The sequence below is a fragment of the Aquibium carbonis genome (assembly GCF_003970795.1).
GTDB lineage: Bacteria > Pseudomonadota > Alphaproteobacteria > Rhizobiales > Rhizobiaceae > Aquibium > Aquibium carbonis.
The window spans coordinates 1-14,734 of sequence record NZ_RWKW01000001.1; the positions used below are offsets into that span (position 1 = coordinate 1).

The 14,734-nt window shown below is 65.1% G+C and carries 12 protein-coding genes and 1 pseudogene; 9 read left to right on the top strand and 4 right to left on the bottom strand.

Annotated elements, in window-relative coordinates:
* The first annotated feature begins 338 nt into the window (after positions 1–338).
* Together EJC49_RS00005 and EJC49_RS00010 are read left to right on the top strand one after the other, a co-directional pair.
* Positions 339–602, top strand: coding sequence for a helix-turn-helix domain-containing protein (locus EJC49_RS00005; RefSeq protein WP_126697394.1), 264 nt, complete (start codon positions 339–341; stop codon positions 600–602).
* 559 nt (positions 603–1,161) lie between these two features.
* Positions 1,162–2,466 (top strand): annotated as a pseudogene (locus EJC49_RS00010) (YifB family Mg chelatase-like AAA ATPase); the annotation flags it as partial.
* Positions 2,467–2,556: 90 nt separating this feature from the next.
* Here the strand turns inward: EJC49_RS00010 and EJC49_RS00015 are convergent.
* From EJC49_RS00015 to EJC49_RS00030, 4 genes are all read right to left on the bottom strand, one after another.
* Positions 2,557–3,171 carry a transglutaminase-like cysteine peptidase gene (locus EJC49_RS00015; RefSeq protein ID WP_126697396.1) on the bottom strand — a complete coding sequence of 205 codons (615 nt, stop codon included), beginning with the start codon at positions 3,169–3,171 and terminating at the stop codon, positions 2,557–2,559.
* Between the two features lie 238 nt (positions 3,172–3,409).
* Positions 3,410–3,844 (bottom strand): alternative ribosome rescue aminoacyl-tRNA hydrolase ArfB, encoded by a 435-nt coding sequence (arfB, locus tag EJC49_RS00020; protein WP_126697397.1) that lies wholly within the window; start codon positions 3,842–3,844, stop codon positions 3,410–3,412.
* Positions 3,844–4,509: a nitroreductase family protein gene (locus tag EJC49_RS00025; RefSeq protein ID WP_126697398.1), complete on the bottom strand. Its 666-nt coding sequence runs from the start codon at positions 4,507–4,509 to the stop codon at positions 3,844–3,846. The genes arfB and EJC49_RS00025 overlap by 1 nt, the downstream gene beginning before the upstream one ends.
* A gap of 129 nt (positions 4,510–4,638) precedes the next feature.
* Positions 4,639–6,249 carry a phosphoenolpyruvate carboxykinase gene (locus EJC49_RS00030; RefSeq protein WP_126697399.1) on the bottom strand — a complete coding sequence of 537 codons (1,611 nt, stop codon included), beginning with the start codon at positions 6,247–6,249 and terminating at the stop codon, positions 4,639–4,641.
* A 367-nt stretch (positions 6,250–6,616) separates the two neighbouring features.
* On the opposite strand from EJC49_RS00030, the gene EJC49_RS00035 reads away from it, so the two are divergent.
* The 7 genes from EJC49_RS00035 to EJC49_RS00065 all read left to right on the top strand — a co-directional run bounded on the left by EJC49_RS00035 (position 6,617) and on the right by EJC49_RS00065 (position 14,731).
* Complete coding sequence (locus EJC49_RS00035) at positions 6,617–7,318, top strand: response regulator transcription factor (protein WP_126697400.1); 702 nt, start codon at positions 6,617–6,619, stop codon at positions 7,316–7,318.
* A gap of 45 nt (positions 7,319–7,363) precedes the next feature.
* Positions 7,364–9,133: a sensor histidine kinase gene (locus EJC49_RS00040; RefSeq protein WP_126697401.1), complete on the top strand. Its 1,770-nt coding sequence runs from the start codon at positions 7,364–7,366 to the stop codon at positions 9,131–9,133.
* Between the two features lie 5 nt (positions 9,134–9,138).
* Complete coding sequence (locus EJC49_RS00045) at positions 9,139–9,603, top strand: HPr kinase/phosphorylase (RefSeq protein WP_126697402.1); 465 nt, start codon at positions 9,139–9,141, stop codon at positions 9,601–9,603.
* A 133-nt stretch (positions 9,604–9,736) separates the two neighbouring features.
* Positions 9,737–10,138: a PTS sugar transporter subunit IIA gene (locus tag EJC49_RS00050; RefSeq protein ID WP_126697403.1), complete on the top strand. Its 402-nt coding sequence runs from the start codon at positions 9,737–9,739 to the stop codon at positions 10,136–10,138.
* Positions 10,135–10,431 (top strand): HPr family phosphocarrier protein, encoded by a 297-nt coding sequence (locus EJC49_RS00055; protein ID WP_126697404.1) that lies wholly within the window; start codon positions 10,135–10,137, stop codon positions 10,429–10,431. Before EJC49_RS00050 ends, EJC49_RS00055 begins: the two co-directional genes overlap by 4 nt.
* A gap of 147 nt (positions 10,432–10,578) precedes the next feature.
* Positions 10,579–11,979 (top strand): adenosylhomocysteinase, encoded by a 1,401-nt coding sequence (gene ahcY / locus EJC49_RS00060; RefSeq protein WP_126697405.1) that lies wholly within the window; start codon positions 10,579–10,581, stop codon positions 11,977–11,979.
* Positions 11,980–12,184: 205 nt separating this feature from the next.
* Positions 12,185–14,731, top strand: coding sequence for a sensor histidine kinase (locus EJC49_RS00065; protein WP_126697406.1), 2,547 nt, complete (start codon positions 12,185–12,187; stop codon positions 14,729–14,731).
* The last annotated feature ends 3 nt before the right edge of the window (positions 14,732–14,734 follow it).

Genomic DNA, 14,734 nt, shown 5'->3' on the forward strand with positions numbered 1-14,734 from the left:
TCGACGCCGGCCAGTTCCTCCGGCAGGCTTCCATCCCGAAGCGCCTTCATGTCGGCGACGAGGCAGTCGAGCTTCCGAAGGAGCCTCTCGAACCCCGGGCTGTTCCCGTCGCCCTGCTTCCACTGCACGACCATGTCGAAGGCCCTTCCTCTGTCGCCCAAGGATTCAGCGAATCACCACGATCGCCGGAACAGGCCCTGCATACGGCGCCAAGGCGGGCGGCGTCGAGCCGGCCCGAAGTGGCGTCAACGACGCCGCAAGCATTGGTCGGCACGTGGCGGTGTGGTCGGAGTGGGAATCCTGTGGAACCGCCAGGACAGGCGCGCTACGAGGGCCCAATGGATGTCCCGAGTGAGCTCTTGCGGGCGGCGCGCGTCGCCCTCGATATCGGTCAGCGAGAGCTGGCCGCGCTGTCGGGCGTCGGCCAGAGAACCATCCTGCGCATCGAGCAGAACGACACGACCGTTTCGCTCGAGACGCGGCGCCGCCTGCAGGACGCCTTCGAGAAGCAGGGCGTTGTTTTCGTTCCAGACGACGGCGTCTCAGGACCGGGACTACGGGTTCGCAGGGACCTTCTCATAAAGGGAAACCTTCGGTTCTAGGGGATGGTCAAAGCCAATGGCGTGGAGGTCCTGTGGGGTGGATTTCTGCTCGCCGCCTCGGTGATTCGGACCCAAGAGAGCCGTTATCCAAGTGGCCATTCACAGGTTGACTGCAACGCGCGATTTTGCAGACGCCCAAGCAAACCTTCCTTGATCCGAGGGACGCGTGCTCCGCTGTCGTGCTCGATCCTACCGCCCTGGGCTTTGCCAGTCATGCAGCCGCTGATTGCCTTCTCGGCCATGCCCATTACGTCCTCAGACATCAGCGGAAATTTCATTCGCGCAGCCTGGGAAGTTACGAGATAGCCGGAAGAGGCCACCTATTGTGCTACTCTCAGTGCGCCTGCGGCGGGCTCAAGAAGCCTCGCACAAACGGCATTGCAGAACCGTCTAGCTCACCGCGTTGCAGCCGCTGTCGGGGTCGGCTTCGGCGAGTAGTAAGGCTCGCGCCGCCCCCGACAGCTACCCTCTCTGTCCTCTGCGTGCTTGGGTGAGCCACCATCGGTGGCGCAAGGAGACGTGAGACCTTTGCATAGCTTATGCCGAATGTGTCAAAAGAAGCCACTACGATCTCCCCATCGCGCTCGGGCTGATGGCGGCGCTGGGCGCGGTGCCCGGCGATGCGCTGGCCGGGTTCGTGGTGCTCGGCGAACTCTCGCTCGACGGCACGACCTCACCGGTCGACGGAACCCTGCCGGCGGCGATCGGCGCCAATGCGCTCGGCAAGGGGCTGATCTGCCCGCATGCCAGCGGCCCCGAGGCAGCTTGGGCAGGGGCCGAGGTCGAGATTCTCGCGCCGCGCAGCCTGATCGCTATCGCCAACCATTTTCGTGGCACGCAGGTCCTGACCCGCCCGCAGGCGCAGATCCGACCGCCGGCCCTGAACCTGCCCGACCTCGCCGACATCAAGGGCCAGGAAAGCGCCAAACGTGCGCTCGAGGTGGCTGCCGCCGGTGGGCACAATCTTCTGATGAGCGGCCCTCCAGGCTCCGGCAAGTCGATGCTGGCCCAACGCCTGCCATCCATCCTACCGCCTTTGTCGCCGCGCGAACTGCTGGAGGTGTCGATGATCGCCTCGATCGCGGGCGAACTGGCTGGCGGCAAGCTGTCGGACCGGCGACCCTTCCGCGCCCCGCACCATTCCGCTTCCATGGCTGCCATGGTCGGCGGCGGTCTGCGCGTCAAGCCGGGCGAGGCATCGCTCGCCCATCACGGCATCCTCTTCCTCGACGAACTGCCCGAATTTGCCGCCCCGGTGCTCGATTCGCTGCGCCAGCCGCTCGAGACCGGCGAATGCGTCATAGCCCGCGCCAATGCCCGCGTCACCTATCCGGCGCGCGTCCAGCTGGTGGCGGCCATGAACCCTTGCCGCTGCGGCATGGCGGGTGAGCCCGGCCATCGCTGCGCCCGCGGCCCGCGCTGCCAGGCCGACTACCAGGCGCGCATATCCGGGCCGCTGCTCGACCGAATCGACCTGCGCATCGAGGTGCCGGCCGTCTCCGCCGCCGACCTGACGCGGCATGCTCGATCCGAGACCAGCGCCGAGGTCGCAGCGCGCGTCGCGGCCGCCCGCCGCATCCAGCGCGAGCGTTTCGACGCGCGCGGTTTGCCAGGCATCGGTACCAATGCCCAGTGTGGTCCGGCGCTGATCGAGGAGATCGCGGCACCGGATGCCGCCGGTCTGGCGCTGTTGCGCGAGGCGTCGGAGAAGATGGGCTTTTCGGCCCGCGCCTATCACCGCGTTCTCAAGGTCGCGCGGACCCTGGCCGATCTCGATGGGGTCGAGACGGTCGGCCGCATCCATCTGGCCGAAGCGATCTCCTATCGCGTCGGCGCCGACACGCAGGCGCGCCAGGCGGCGTGACGCCGGGCTGGCGCGATGGGATCGGGGTGGGTGGCTGCATGGCAAGCGTCGCGGGTGGTTGCACACCCGCACGCACTGCCGCGCGCGCCACTATTTGCGGACGGAGCCGACCATCATGTTCTGGTCGTCGACGAGGCTGACCCAGCGGCCGGTGTGGCTGCTGGCCTGCCGCTTCAGGAAGCGGTAGCCGGTCTGGTCCCAGGTCTTCACCTCGTCGGTGAGGTTGTCGAGAATCAGATCACCCATGTCGGAGCGCACCGTCAGCACGGCATGGCCTTCGCCGTTCTTCTTGCGCACCACGGTGATCAGAAGGTTCGACAGGGGGATCACGCGCGAAAGCTGCCGACGCTTCTCCAGCACATAATCCTCGCAGTCGCCGACGCCATCGTCGGGATAGGCCCAGACCTCGTCCTTGCCATAGATGTCGAAGTCGGACATCGGCCGAACGGCGGCGTTCACGGCGACGTTGACGTCATTGACGCTGGTCCACAGCGAAGGCGACATCCGGACCGGCCCGCGATCGGGCGTAACGATCGCGCATTCGGCGGGATTGGCCTTGCAGAAGTCATAGTGGCCGATGGGCTGCGACGTGAGACCGCTGGTCCCGAGCGATTGGGCGAAGGCCACGCCGGTCACGATGCCGCCAAGGCTGGCATATCCTGCGAGAGCGACAAGAGCGCCCGCCAGCCTGAACTTGGAAACCATCCGCAAAACCTCGCCCCGGCGCTTCGTCGTTAACAAAAAGTTAAAGGGCGATACCGATTCGTGTCAATCGACAATGCCGACGCTGCAGTTTTATGGTTACCGGCGTGGTGTTTGTGACACATCCATGTCACGTCGCTGCGACGCCACGGTTTGCCCCGGCCTGTCGGACAGCGAGTTGTCCAGACGCGGCTGGCGCGCGTCGAAAGCACGGGTGGGCGACAGGGTCCCTCAGATCGGGTCAGTCCCCGTCGACCCTGCCACGCATCTTCTTGATCGTCGAGCGGCCGGATTTCTCCTTCAGGCGTCTTTCAACGGCGCCACGCGACGGCTTCGTCTTCTTGCGCGGCGGCGGCGGCGGTTCGGCCGCCTTGGCGACCAGCGCAAAAAGCCTGTCGCGCGCGTCGGCACGGTTGCGCTCCTGCGTGCGGAAGCGGCCGGCCTCGATCACGATCGCCCCGTCCTTGGTCGCACGTTGCCCCGCCAGCTTGATCGTGCGTTCGCGCACCCGCTCCGACAGGCCGGGCGCGTTCGCCGCGTCGAAGCGAAGTTGCACCGCCGTCGCCACCTTGTTGACGTTCTGGCCACCGGGGCCCGAGGCGCGGATGAAGGTTTCCTCGAGTTCGTCCTCGCTGATGCGCGCGCCGGGCGCGATGTCGAATATGACGCTCGCCATCAGATCCAGACCGAGACGTCGTCGAGGCTCTTGCGGCGGATGTCCGGCACCTTCGCCCCGGCGGCCGGATAGCCCGCCACCAGCAGGATCAGCGCCTTCTCGTTGTCGGGACGACCGCAGATGGCGTTCAGGAAGCCCATCGGCGAGGGGGTGTGGGTCAGGGTGGCGAGCCCGGCCCCGTGCAGAGCCGCGATCAGGAAACCGCAGGCGATGCCGACCGATTCAGGCACGTAGTAATGCTTGACGCGGCTGCCGTCGGTGCCAAGGCCGTAGCGCTGGCCGAAAATCGCGATCAGCCAGGGCGCCGTTTCCAGGAACGGCTTGTCGGCGTCGGTGCCGAGCGGGGCCAGCGCCCGCAGCCATTCGTCGGAGGCACGGCCGGCGTAGAAGTTCCGCTCTTCCTCCTCGGCCGCTTCGCGAATGCGTCGCTTGACCTGATGGTCGGAGATGCAGGCGAAAGTCCAGGGCTGCTGGTTGGCGCCCGATGGCGCGCTGGCAGCCGTCATCACGCAGTCTGCGATGACCTCGCGGGGGACCGGCCGGTCGGAGAAGTCGCGCACGGTGCGCCGTTGCGCCATCAGGGTACGATAATCCCGCGCCCGCCGAGACATCTCGTCCTCGCCGAGTGGCGCGAAGTCAAGAGGGATCTCGGCTTTCTGGTCCATGGCGTGCTCCTGCGCCGCGAAATGGAGGACACTTTGCGTGCGGCGGTCGTCTGCCTTGCCTGCCCAGCGACAAAGGCCCGGCGGGTTGCGCCGGGCCTCATCATATCGTGTCGAATGCGGAGCGGAAAGCTACTCGGCGGCTTCCTGCACCCGCGGTGCCGCGCCCATCACGCTGTCGTCGACATGGGTTTCGAACTTGCCGAAATTGTCGACGAACATGTTCACGAGCTTGCGGGCCTGCGCGTCGTAGGCGGCCTTGTCGGTCCAGGTCGATCGCGGGTCGAGGATGGAGCCGTCGACACCCGGGACCGCCACGGGCACCGCAAAGCCGAAATTCGGGTCGGTGCGGAATTCCACCTGGTTGAGCGAACCGTCGAGTGCGGCTGTCAACAGGGCGCGCGTCGCCTTGATCGGCATGCGCCGGCCGGTGCCGTAGGCGCCGCCGGTCCAGCCGGTGTTGACGAGCCAGCAGTCGACGCCATGGCGTGCGATGAGCGCGCGTAGCAGGTTGCCATACTCCGAAGGGTGCCGGGGCATGAACGGTGCGCCGAAACAGGTCGAGAACGTCGCCTCGGGTTCGGTCACGCCTTTCTCCGTGCCGGCCACCTTGGCGGTGTATCCCGACAGGAAGTGGTACATGGCCTGCGCGGGCGTCAGCTTGGCGATGGGCGGCATCACGCCGAAAGCATCGGCCGTCAGCATGATGATGTTTTTCGGGTGCCCGGCAATCCCCGTCTCGCTCGCATTGGGGATGAAGTGAAGCGGGTAGGCGCAGCGCGTGTTTTCGGTCAGCGAACCGTCGTCGAAGTCCGGCACGCGGTTCGCATCCAGCACGACGTTCTCCAGCACCGTGCCGAAGCGCTGCGTGGTGGCGAAGATCTCCGGCTCGGCTTCGGCCGACAGGCGAATCGTCTTGGCATAGCAGCCGCCCTCGAAGTTGAAGATGCCGTCTTCGCCCCAGCCGTGCTCGTCGTCGCCCACCAGGGTCCGCGCCGGGTCGGCCGACAGCGTCGTCTTGCCGGTGCCCGAAAGGCCGAAGAACACGGCGGCGTCGCCGTCCGACCCGACATTGGCCGAACAGTGCATCGGCATCACACCGCTCTCGGGCAGAAGGTAGTTGAGCGCCGTGAAGACCGACTTCTTCATCTCGCCGGCATAGGACGTGCCGCCGATCAGTACGATCATGCGGGTGAAGTCCACGGCGATGATCGTCTCGGTGCGCGCGCCGTGTCGGCTGGCGTCGGCCTTGAACGAAGGCAGGTCGATGATCGTCAGTTTCGGCACGAAACTGGCGAGCTCGCTGCGCTGGGGACGGATCAGCAGGTTGCGGATGAACAGCGAGTGCCAGGCATATTCGGTGATGACGCGCGTCGACAGGCGGTTTTCCGGATCGGCGCCACCAATCAAATCCTGCACGAACAGTTCGCGGTTCTTCGCGTGGGCAAGGAAGTCTGCAAGAAGCGTGTCGAACTGATGCGGCGTCAGAGGCCTGTTGTTGTCCCACCAGACTTGGCTGTCGGTGGCTGCATCGCGGACGATGAACTTGTCCTTGGGCGAGCGGCCGGTGTGCTGGCCCGTCAGCGCCACCAGGGCGCCATGCGCGGTCAGGCGTGCCTCGCCGCGTCGAATCGCCTCCTCGTAGAGATCGGCCTCGCCGAGATTGTAGTAGACCTTGCCCGCATCCGTCAGTCCCGCAACCTCGATCCCGCAGGCGGGATTACGCGTTCCGATTTCCTGCATTCCAATCACTCCCTGCATCGCGAAACACGCTCGCCCGATCGACGGCATGCGGGATCGGAATGATCGACGCAGACGTCACTGAACGGGAGAAACAGAAAAGGTCTTTGATTTCAAATCATTAATCGATTTAAAGTTTTGAAATCCGTTTAAATCGTTTAAAGAGTGGTCGCCGAACTCGAAACGAACCATATCCGCGCCAGGGCGTTGCGAAAGAGGCATCGGACCGGAATCGGGCCCGCGACGGTGTCATGAAGCGGCCGAGTATGCTATGGCCGGGTGGCTGTGCCACATTTTGTACCCAATTTGTCCGCCTATACCCTTCTCCTGCAGCAGGAAGGGACGCCCGCTCATGAGGGATATGCTTGATATGGCAACGATCGCGCTAGTCGACGACGACCGCAACATCCTGACCTCGGTGTCCATCGCGCTGGAGTCGGAAGGGTATCGGGTCGAGACCTACACGGACGGGGCGTCCGCGCTCGAGGGCTTCGCGGCCCGCCCGCCAACGCTTGCCGTGCTCGACATCAAGATGCCGCGCATGGACGGGATGGAACTCCTGCGCCGACTGCGCCAGAAGAGCGACCTGCCCGTCATCTTCCTCACTTCCAAGGACGACGAGATCGACGAACTCTTCGGCCTCAAGATGGGCGCTGACGATTTCATTCGGAAGCCATTTTCCCAGCGCCTGCTGGTCGAGCGGGTCAAGGCCGTGCTGCGGCGCGCCAACGCGCGTGAAGCGGCGGCCAAGTCGCCGACCCCGCAGACCAAATCGCTCGAGCGTGGGCAACTGGTCATGGACCAGGAGCGCCACACCTGCACCTGGAAGGGCGAGCCGGTCACGCTGACGGTCACGGAATTCCTGATCCTTCACTCGCTGGCGCAGCGTCCCGGCGTCGTGAAAAGCCGCGATTCCCTCATGGATTCGGCTTATGACGAACAGGTCTACGTTGACGACCGGACGATTGACAGCCACATCAAGCGGCTGAGGAAGAAGTTCAAGGCGGTCGACGACGACTTCGACATGATCGAAACGCTCTATGGGGTGGGCTATCGCTTCCGCGAGATGTAGGCGCTCGACGCTTCGGCCTCGTGACGTGGCGGAACCCGGCAGGATATGGTAGCCGAAACGACACCCGCTGAAACGAGGACGACCAACGGGCAGCGCGTGCCAGCCGTCCTGCGATGGTTCACGCTGCCGTTGCGGCGGTTCTTCGGCCACCACGTCTTCTCGTCGCTCACCCGCCGGATTTTGTATCTCAATCTGGCCGGTCTCGGCGTGCTGGTGCTTGGCATCCTTTACCTGAACCAGTTTCGCGACGGACTGATCGAGGCGCGGGTCGAGAGCCTGATGACCCAGGGTGAGATCATCGCCGCCGCCATCGCGGCGTCGGCGACGGTCGAAACCGATACCATTACCATCGATCCCGAGAAGCTGCTCGAATTGCAGGCCGGCGAGAGCCTCGCGCCGGGCTCTGACCAACTCGACAGTCTCGACTTTCCAATCAATCCGGAGCGTGTTGCGCCGGTTCTGCGCCGGCTTATTTCGCCGACGCGCACGCGCGCCCGCATCTACGATCGCGACGCCAATCTGGTCCTTGATTCACGCCATCTCTACTCGCGCGGCCAGATCCTGCGCTACGATCTGCCGCCGCTCGACGACACCGAAAGCGACTTGATGGATCGCGTCGAGGACTTCGTCTACGGCTTCTTCCAACGCAAGGATCTGCCAATCTACCGCGAGCAGCCGGGCGGCAATGGCGCAGCCTATCCCGAAGTTGTGAATGCGCTCATCGGCAGTCCGGGCTTCGTGGTGCGCATCAGCGAGAAGGGCGAGATGATCGTTTCCGTCGCCGTGCCGGTGCAGCGTTTTCGCGCAGTTCTCGGCGTGCTGCTGCTTTCCACCCAAGGCGGCGACATCGACAAGATCGTCTCCGACGAGCGCAAGGCGATCTTCCGCGTCTTCGGCGTCGCGGCGCTGGTCACCGCCACGCTGTCGCTGCTGCTCGCCTCCACCATCGCCAATCCGCTTCGCCGCCTTTCGGCTGCGGCGGTTCGGGTGCGGCGCGGCGTCCGAAGCCGCGAGGAAATTCCCGACTTCTCCGATCGCCAGGACGAGATCGGCAATCTGTCCGTCGCGCTGCGCGACATGACCAACGCGCTCTATGCGCGCATCGACGCCATCGAGAGCTTCGCAGCCGATGTCTCGCACGAACTGAAGAATCCGCTGACATCGCTTCGAAGCGCCGTGGAAACGCTGCCGCTGGCGCGCAACGAGACGAACCGCGAACGGCTGCTCGAGATCATCATGCATGACGTTCACCGTCTCGACCGGCTGATCACCGACATTTCCGATGCCTCGCGCCTCGACGCCGAACTCGCCCGTGAGGACGCCTCGCCGGTCGATCTGAAGAAGCTGGTCGCCGACATCGTCGCCCTGTCGCGCGAACAGACACGCTACAAGAAGACCGTCGCGATCGAGATGAAGGTCGGCAAGGACAATGGCCGCAGCTTCAGCGTCGCCGGTCACGATCTGCGGCTGGGGCAGGTCATCACCAATCTCGTCGACAATGCTCGCTCCTTCGTGCCCGACGAGGGTGGACGCATCGTCGTCGGCATTTCCCGCACTGCCAGCCACGTGCTCGTGACCGTCGAGGACAATGGCCCCGGCATCCGCGCCGAGAGCATCGAGCGGATCTTCGAGCGCTTCTACACCGATCGGCCGTCGACTGAAGCCTTCGGCCAGAATTCCGGCCTTGGACTCTCGATCAGCCGGCAGATCGTCGAGGCTCACGGCGGGTCGCTCACGGCCGAGAACATCGTGGGAGGCAAGCCCGGCGACGTTCGGGGCGCTCGCTTCGTGATGACGCTGCCGGCCGAGGACTGAGGGCCTTGCACAACATCCACGCCACCGGCGTGATCCTGCGTGATCGTGGCGTGCTGATCACGGGCCCCTCGGGCAGCGGCAAGTCGACCCTCGCGTTGGATCTCCTGGACCGTGTCCGCATGGCCGGCGGTTTCGCGCGCATCGTCTGCGACGACCAGATGTTCGTGCAGAAACGTTCGGGCCGCCTGCTGGCCCGCGCCGCCGCAACGATCGGGGGCCTGGTCGAGATTCGCGGGATCGGACCATGTGCGGTCGACGCCGAGCCGGCCATGGAGGTGGACCTCGTGGTCCGACTCGTTCCGGCCGCGACTGCGCCGCGGATCTGGGATGGCGAAACCGCGACCGTCGAGGGAATAGTCCTTCCGCGCCTTGATCTTCCCGAGCGCGGTGGAACCGGCTCGGTGGCCGCCGTGCAAGCCTTTCTCGCTCTCTCGGGCGTGGCGATTGTGACACCTGGCGCGGCGAAATGACCGTCACGTGGTTCGATTTGGGCTTGTCAATGCCGGCCGGCTCGACAAGATAGCGCTCCTGTCGATCGGCGGGGCCGTTTCGGCATGACGAGACAAGAGCGCCGAGCCAGGCGGTGACGGGAGTAAGTCATTTATGATCGGACTCGTGCTCGTGACGCACGGTCGGCTTGCCGAGGAGTTCCGCCACGCGGTGGAGCATGTCGTCGGCGCCCAGCAGAATTTCGAAACCGTCTCCATCGGTGCCGACGACGATATGGAAGAGCGTCGCGGGGAGATCGTCGATGCGGTCGCACGGGCCGATGTCGGCGCCGGGGTAATCATCCTCACCGACATGTTTGGCGGAACGCCGTCCAATCTGGCGATTTCAGTCATGGAGACGGGTCGTGTCGAGGTGATTGCCGGCATGAACCTGCCGATGCTGATCAAGCTCACCAGCGTCCGCGCCGCCGACGACATGGCCGCTGCGCTCGAAGGCGCTCAGAACGCCGGTCGAAAATACATCAACGTTGCAAGCCAGGTCCTGAGCGCCAAATGAGCAGCGACGACAACGCCGCCATCTCGGTGGTGCGCGACCTCGCGATCGTCAACCAGCGCGGCCTGCATGCGCGGGCTTCGGCGCGGTTCGTGCAGGTGGCTGGCGCCTACCAGGCGGAGATCACGGTCGAGAAGGACGGGATTTCGGTCGGCGGAACCTCCATCATGGGCCTGATGATGCTGGCGGCGAGCCCCGGCTGCTGCATCCGCGTCTCCGCCAGCGGGGCGGACGCGGACGAGGCGATCGCGGCGATCGCGGCGTTGATTGCCGACCGTTTCGGCGAGGACGCGTAACGGCGGGTTAACGTTGCCGACATAGACGGATAAAGATTTCCTTATATCCCATTGTGACGGACGCCGCGATCTGCTACGGACGCGCCATTCGTGCCGGGTGGCCTCTAGGGCTGCGCCGGCCCTTTCGCCGTCGAATGGAGATGCGCAATGGCTTCCAGCCAGGATTACGTCGTCAAGGATATCTCGCTTGCGGACTGGGGCCGCAAGGAAATCGAGATCGCCGAAACGGAAATGCCCGGCCTGATGGCCTGCCGCGAGGAGTTCGGCGCTTCCAGGCCACTGGCGGGCGCGCGGATCACCGGCTCGCTGCACATGACCATCCAGACCGCCGTCCTGATCGAGACGCTCAAGGCGCTCGGTGCAGACGTGCGCTGGGCTTCATGCAACATCTTTTCCACCCAGGACCATGCCGCCGCCGCCATCGCCGCCGCCGGTACGGCCGTCTACGCCGTCAAGGGCGAGACGCTGGAGGACTACTGGGACTACACCGACCGCATCTTCCAGTGGCCGGACGGCCAGCCCAGCAACATGATCCTCGATGATGGCGGCGACGCCACGATGTACATCCTGATCGGCGCTCGCGCCGAGGCGGGCGAGGACGTGCTGACCAATCCCGGCAGCGAGGAGGAGGAAATCCTCTTTGCCCAGATCCGGAAGCGCATGGCGGCGACTCCCGGCTTCTTCAAGCGCCAGAAGGATGCCATCCGCGGCGTGTCCGAGGAGACGACCACCGGCGTCAACCGCCTCTATCAGTTGCAGAAGAAGGGGCTGCTGCCCTTCCCGGCGATCAACGTCAACGACAGCGTCACAAAGTCCAAGTTCGACAACAAGTACGGCTGCAAGGAATCGCTCGTTGACGGCATCCGTCGCGCAACCGACGTCATGATGGCCGGCAAGGTCGCTGTCATCTGCGGCTACGGCGATGTGGGCAAGGGCTCGGCCGCCTCGCTCGCCGGCGCCGGCGCCCGCGTCAAGGTCACCGAGGCGGATCCGATCTGCGCGCTCCAGGCGGCCATGGATGGTTTCGAGGTCGTCACGCTCGAGGACGCGGCACCCTCCGCCGACATCATCATCACCGCCACCGGAAACAAGGATGTGGTCACGCTCGACCACATGCGCGCCATGAAGGACATGGTGATCCTCGGCAACATCGGCCACTTCGACAACGAGATCCAGGTCGCGGCGATGCGCAACCTGAAATGGACCAACGTCAAGCCGCAGGTCGACATGGTCCAGTTCCCGGATGGCAAGCGCATCCTGCTTCTCTCGGAAGGTCGGCTGCTCAACCTCGGCAATGCCACCGGCCATCCCAGCTTCGTCATGTCGGCCTCCTTCACCAACCAGGTGCTGGCCCAGATCGAGCTCTACACCAAGGGTTCGAGCTACAAGAACGAGGTCTACGTTCTGCCCAAGCATCTCGATGAGAAGGTTGCGCGCCTGCATCTCAGCAAGCTCAATGCGCGCCTGACCGAACTGTCCAGCGAACAAGCTGCCTATATCGGAGTCACGCCGCAGGGGCCTTTCAAGCCGGAACACTACCGGTACTGAATTTTCTACTGTACGACACAACATCTAGAGGCCGGGCGGAGCTTTCTCCGCCCGGCCTGTTTTTTGTCCCGGAAGCTTCTTCACGGCGAATCCGCCGACCGGTACAGTGCCCTGATTCGCCATGGGATGCGGTCTCGGAGCGGGGATGCGTAATCGAGGGCGCGGCCGGGCGGCTGGCTGTCGAGCGGCGGAGAGGACGGGAACGATGCAGGTGTTGCGCCCGCGAGATTCGGGGATCGGCGGGTCGTGTTCGGCGGTGGGCGCGGTGCGAACCAGGACGGTACGCAATGCCTTGCGCTCGGGTGCGGCCGGCGTTGCCTCGCTTGCGGGCCTCGTCTGCCTCCAGACGCCTGCCGCCGCGCAGGAACGTATCGGCGCGGCCGGCGTCCGCGTCTTTGGCGGCTTTGGCGCGTTCGAGGTCATCCAGTTCGCAACCTTCGCCGGCGTGCTGGGTGCGGCACTTGTATCGGCGATCTGGCTGATCCGCGAGCGTGGACGTATCGCTGCCGAGAACCTCGAACTGCGCGAACGCATCGCCGAACTCAATGCGGTGGTCCAGCGTTCCGACGCACTCGCCAGCGTGCGTGATCAGCGCACCGTCATCTGGTCGAGCGAGCACCGGCGTCCCGAAATCTTGGGCTCCCTTCCCGCCGCCCATGGCGTGCCTGACGAGCGTGCGGGGTTCCTCGCCTTCGGTCGCTGGCTCACACCAGGATCCGCGACTGCGATCGAGAATGCCATTTCGTCGCTGCGCAGCGCTGGCGAACCGTTCGACCTCGTCGCCGAAACCCAGAGCGGTATCGTCCTGGAAGTTCAGGGTCGCAAGGCGGCCGGCCACTCCATCGTGCGTTTCCAGTCGCTGACGGAACGTCAAAGGGAGCACGCCCGTCTGCGCGCCGAGCATGCCGCTGTCGCCAGCGAGCACGACCTCGTCCTGAAACTGCTCGATTCCATCGAGATGCCCTTCTGGCTGCGCGATGCTGCCGGCCGACTTCGGCATGCCAACGAGGCATACGCGATAGCGGTCGAGGCCGAGACGCCCGGCCAGGCAGTTGCGGAAGGTCGCGAACTGCTCGGCACCCAGGCGCGCGAAGCCATGACGCGCCATCATGGGTCCGATCCGGTCTACCAGCAGACCGTGTCGGCCGTGATCGGGGGAGACCGGCGCCTTTTCGCCGTGACCGACATCGCCACGAACTCCGGATCGGCCGGTCTTGCCACCGATCGCAGCGAGATCGAAACGTTGCGCGGCGAGTTCGAACGCATGATGCGTAGCCATTCCGAGACGCTCGACCAGCTGAACACCGCCGTTGCGATCTTCGACGCCGATCAGAAGCTGCGCTTCTTCAACCAGGCGCTCCAGAAGCTCTGGGAATTTGAGCCCGGTTTCCTCGAAAGCGCCCCCGACAACACGCTGATGCTCGACAGGCTGCGCAGCGCCGGCAAGCTCGCCGAGCAGCCGGAATGGCGGCGCTGGAAGGAAAACCTCCTGTCGGCGTACCGCTCGGTCGATCCGCAGGTGCATTGGTGGCACCTGCCCGACGGGCGCACGATCCGCGTGGTCGGCAATCCGAGCCCGCGCGGCGGCGTCACATGGGTGTTCGAGAACCTCACCGAGCGCTTCGATCTCGAAAGCCGCTACAACACGGCAGTCCGGGTGCAGCGCGAGACGCTGGACAACCTCGCCGAGGGCGTCGCCGTCTTCGGACCCGATGGAAGGGTGCGGCTCTTCAACCCTGCCTTTGCGCGGCTCTGGCGTCTGGGCAATGACGAGGTCGGCGTCGGCATCCACATAGCCGTGATCCGCAAGGCCTGCGAGCGGGCCTGCGCGAAGAGTCCCTGGCCGGATTTCGTGGCCGCTGTCACCGGCTTCGACGAAGAGCGCCGCGAGACGCATGGCAAGGTCGAACTCGTCGAGGGATCGATCCTGAGCTACGCCGTGATTCCGCTGCCGAACGGCCAGGTCATGACCACCTTCGTCGACGTCACCGACAGCGTGAACTTCGAGCGCGCCCTGCAGGAGAAAAACGAAGCGCTGCAGAAGGCCGACCAGCTCAAGAACGACTTCGTCCAGCACGTGTCCTACGAATTGCGGTCGCCGCTGACCAACATCATCGGCTTCACCGAACTGCTCGAGCAGCCGGACACCGGACCGATGAACCCGCGGCAAGAAGAATATCTCGACCACATTGCCTCTTCGTCCTCGGTGCTGCTGACCATCGTCAACGACATCCTCGATCTCGCCACCGTCGATGCCGGCATCATGGAACTGGAGATCGGCGAAGTGCCCGTGGCCCGCACCGTCCACGAAACCGCCGAACTCGTCGCCGAGAAACTGCGCGAGCACGACATCGGACTCAGGATCGACCTCGATGCAGCGCCGGCCGCCTTCCAGGCCGACGAGCAGCGGCTGCGGCAGATCCTGTTCAACCTGCTCAGCAACGCCGCCAACTATGCGCCCGAGCACTCGACGATCGTGCTGTCGTGCCGGCAGGCGGGCGACCGGATCGAGTTCGTCGTCCATGATGACGGCCCCGGCATGCCGCCCGAAATCCTCGACGCCGCTTTCAAGCGCTTCGAGCCGCGCGCCAATGGCGGCCGCAAGCGCGGCGCGGGCCTCGGCCTCGCCATCGTCAAGAGCTTCGTGGAATTGCATGGCGGCACGGTCGAGATCGACACCGGGCGGTCGCGCGGCACTACCGTCATCTGCCGCTTCCCCGCCGCGCCGCGCGAGGCCAAGGCGGCCGAGTAGGAA

What these genes read in the sequence shown, in the direction of transcription:
- EJC49_RS00040 (WP_126697401.1), top strand. Translation starts at nt 7,364, where the DNA reads ATGGTAGCCGAAACGACACCCGCTGAAACGAGGACGACCAACGGGCAG.
- EJC49_RS00065 (WP_126697406.1), top strand. Translation starts at nt 12,185, where the DNA reads ATGCAGGTGTTGCGCCCGCGAGATTCGGGGATCGGCGGGTCGTGTTCG.
- ahcY (WP_126697405.1), top strand. Translation starts at nt 10,579, where the DNA reads ATGGCTTCCAGCCAGGATTACGTCGTCAAGGATATCTCGCTTGCGGAC.
- EJC49_RS00025 (WP_126697398.1), bottom strand. Translation starts at nt 4,509, where the DNA reads ATGGACCAGAAAGCCGAGATCCCTCTTGACTTCGCGCCACTCGGCGAG.
- EJC49_RS00035 (WP_126697400.1), top strand. Translation starts at nt 6,617, where the DNA reads ATGGCAACGATCGCGCTAGTCGACGACGACCGCAACATCCTGACCTCG.
- EJC49_RS00015 (WP_126697396.1), bottom strand. Translation starts at nt 3,171, where the DNA reads ATGGTTTCCAAGTTCAGGCTGGCGGGCGCTCTTGTCGCTCTCGCAGGA.
- arfB (WP_126697397.1), bottom strand. Translation starts at nt 3,844, where the DNA reads ATGGCGAGCGTCATATTCGACATCGCGCCCGGCGCGCGCATCAGCGAG.
- EJC49_RS00030 (WP_126697399.1), bottom strand. Translation starts at nt 6,249, where the DNA reads ATGCAGGAAATCGGAACGCGTAATCCCGCCTGCGGGATCGAGGTTGCG.
- EJC49_RS00055 (WP_126697404.1), top strand. Translation starts at nt 10,135, where the DNA reads ATGAGCAGCGACGACAACGCCGCCATCTCGGTGGTGCGCGACCTCGCG.
- EJC49_RS00005 (WP_126697394.1), top strand. Translation starts at nt 339, where the DNA reads ATGGATGTCCCGAGTGAGCTCTTGCGGGCGGCGCGCGTCGCCCTCGAT.
- EJC49_RS00050 (WP_126697403.1), top strand. Translation starts at nt 9,737, where the DNA reads ATGATCGGACTCGTGCTCGTGACGCACGGTCGGCTTGCCGAGGAGTTC.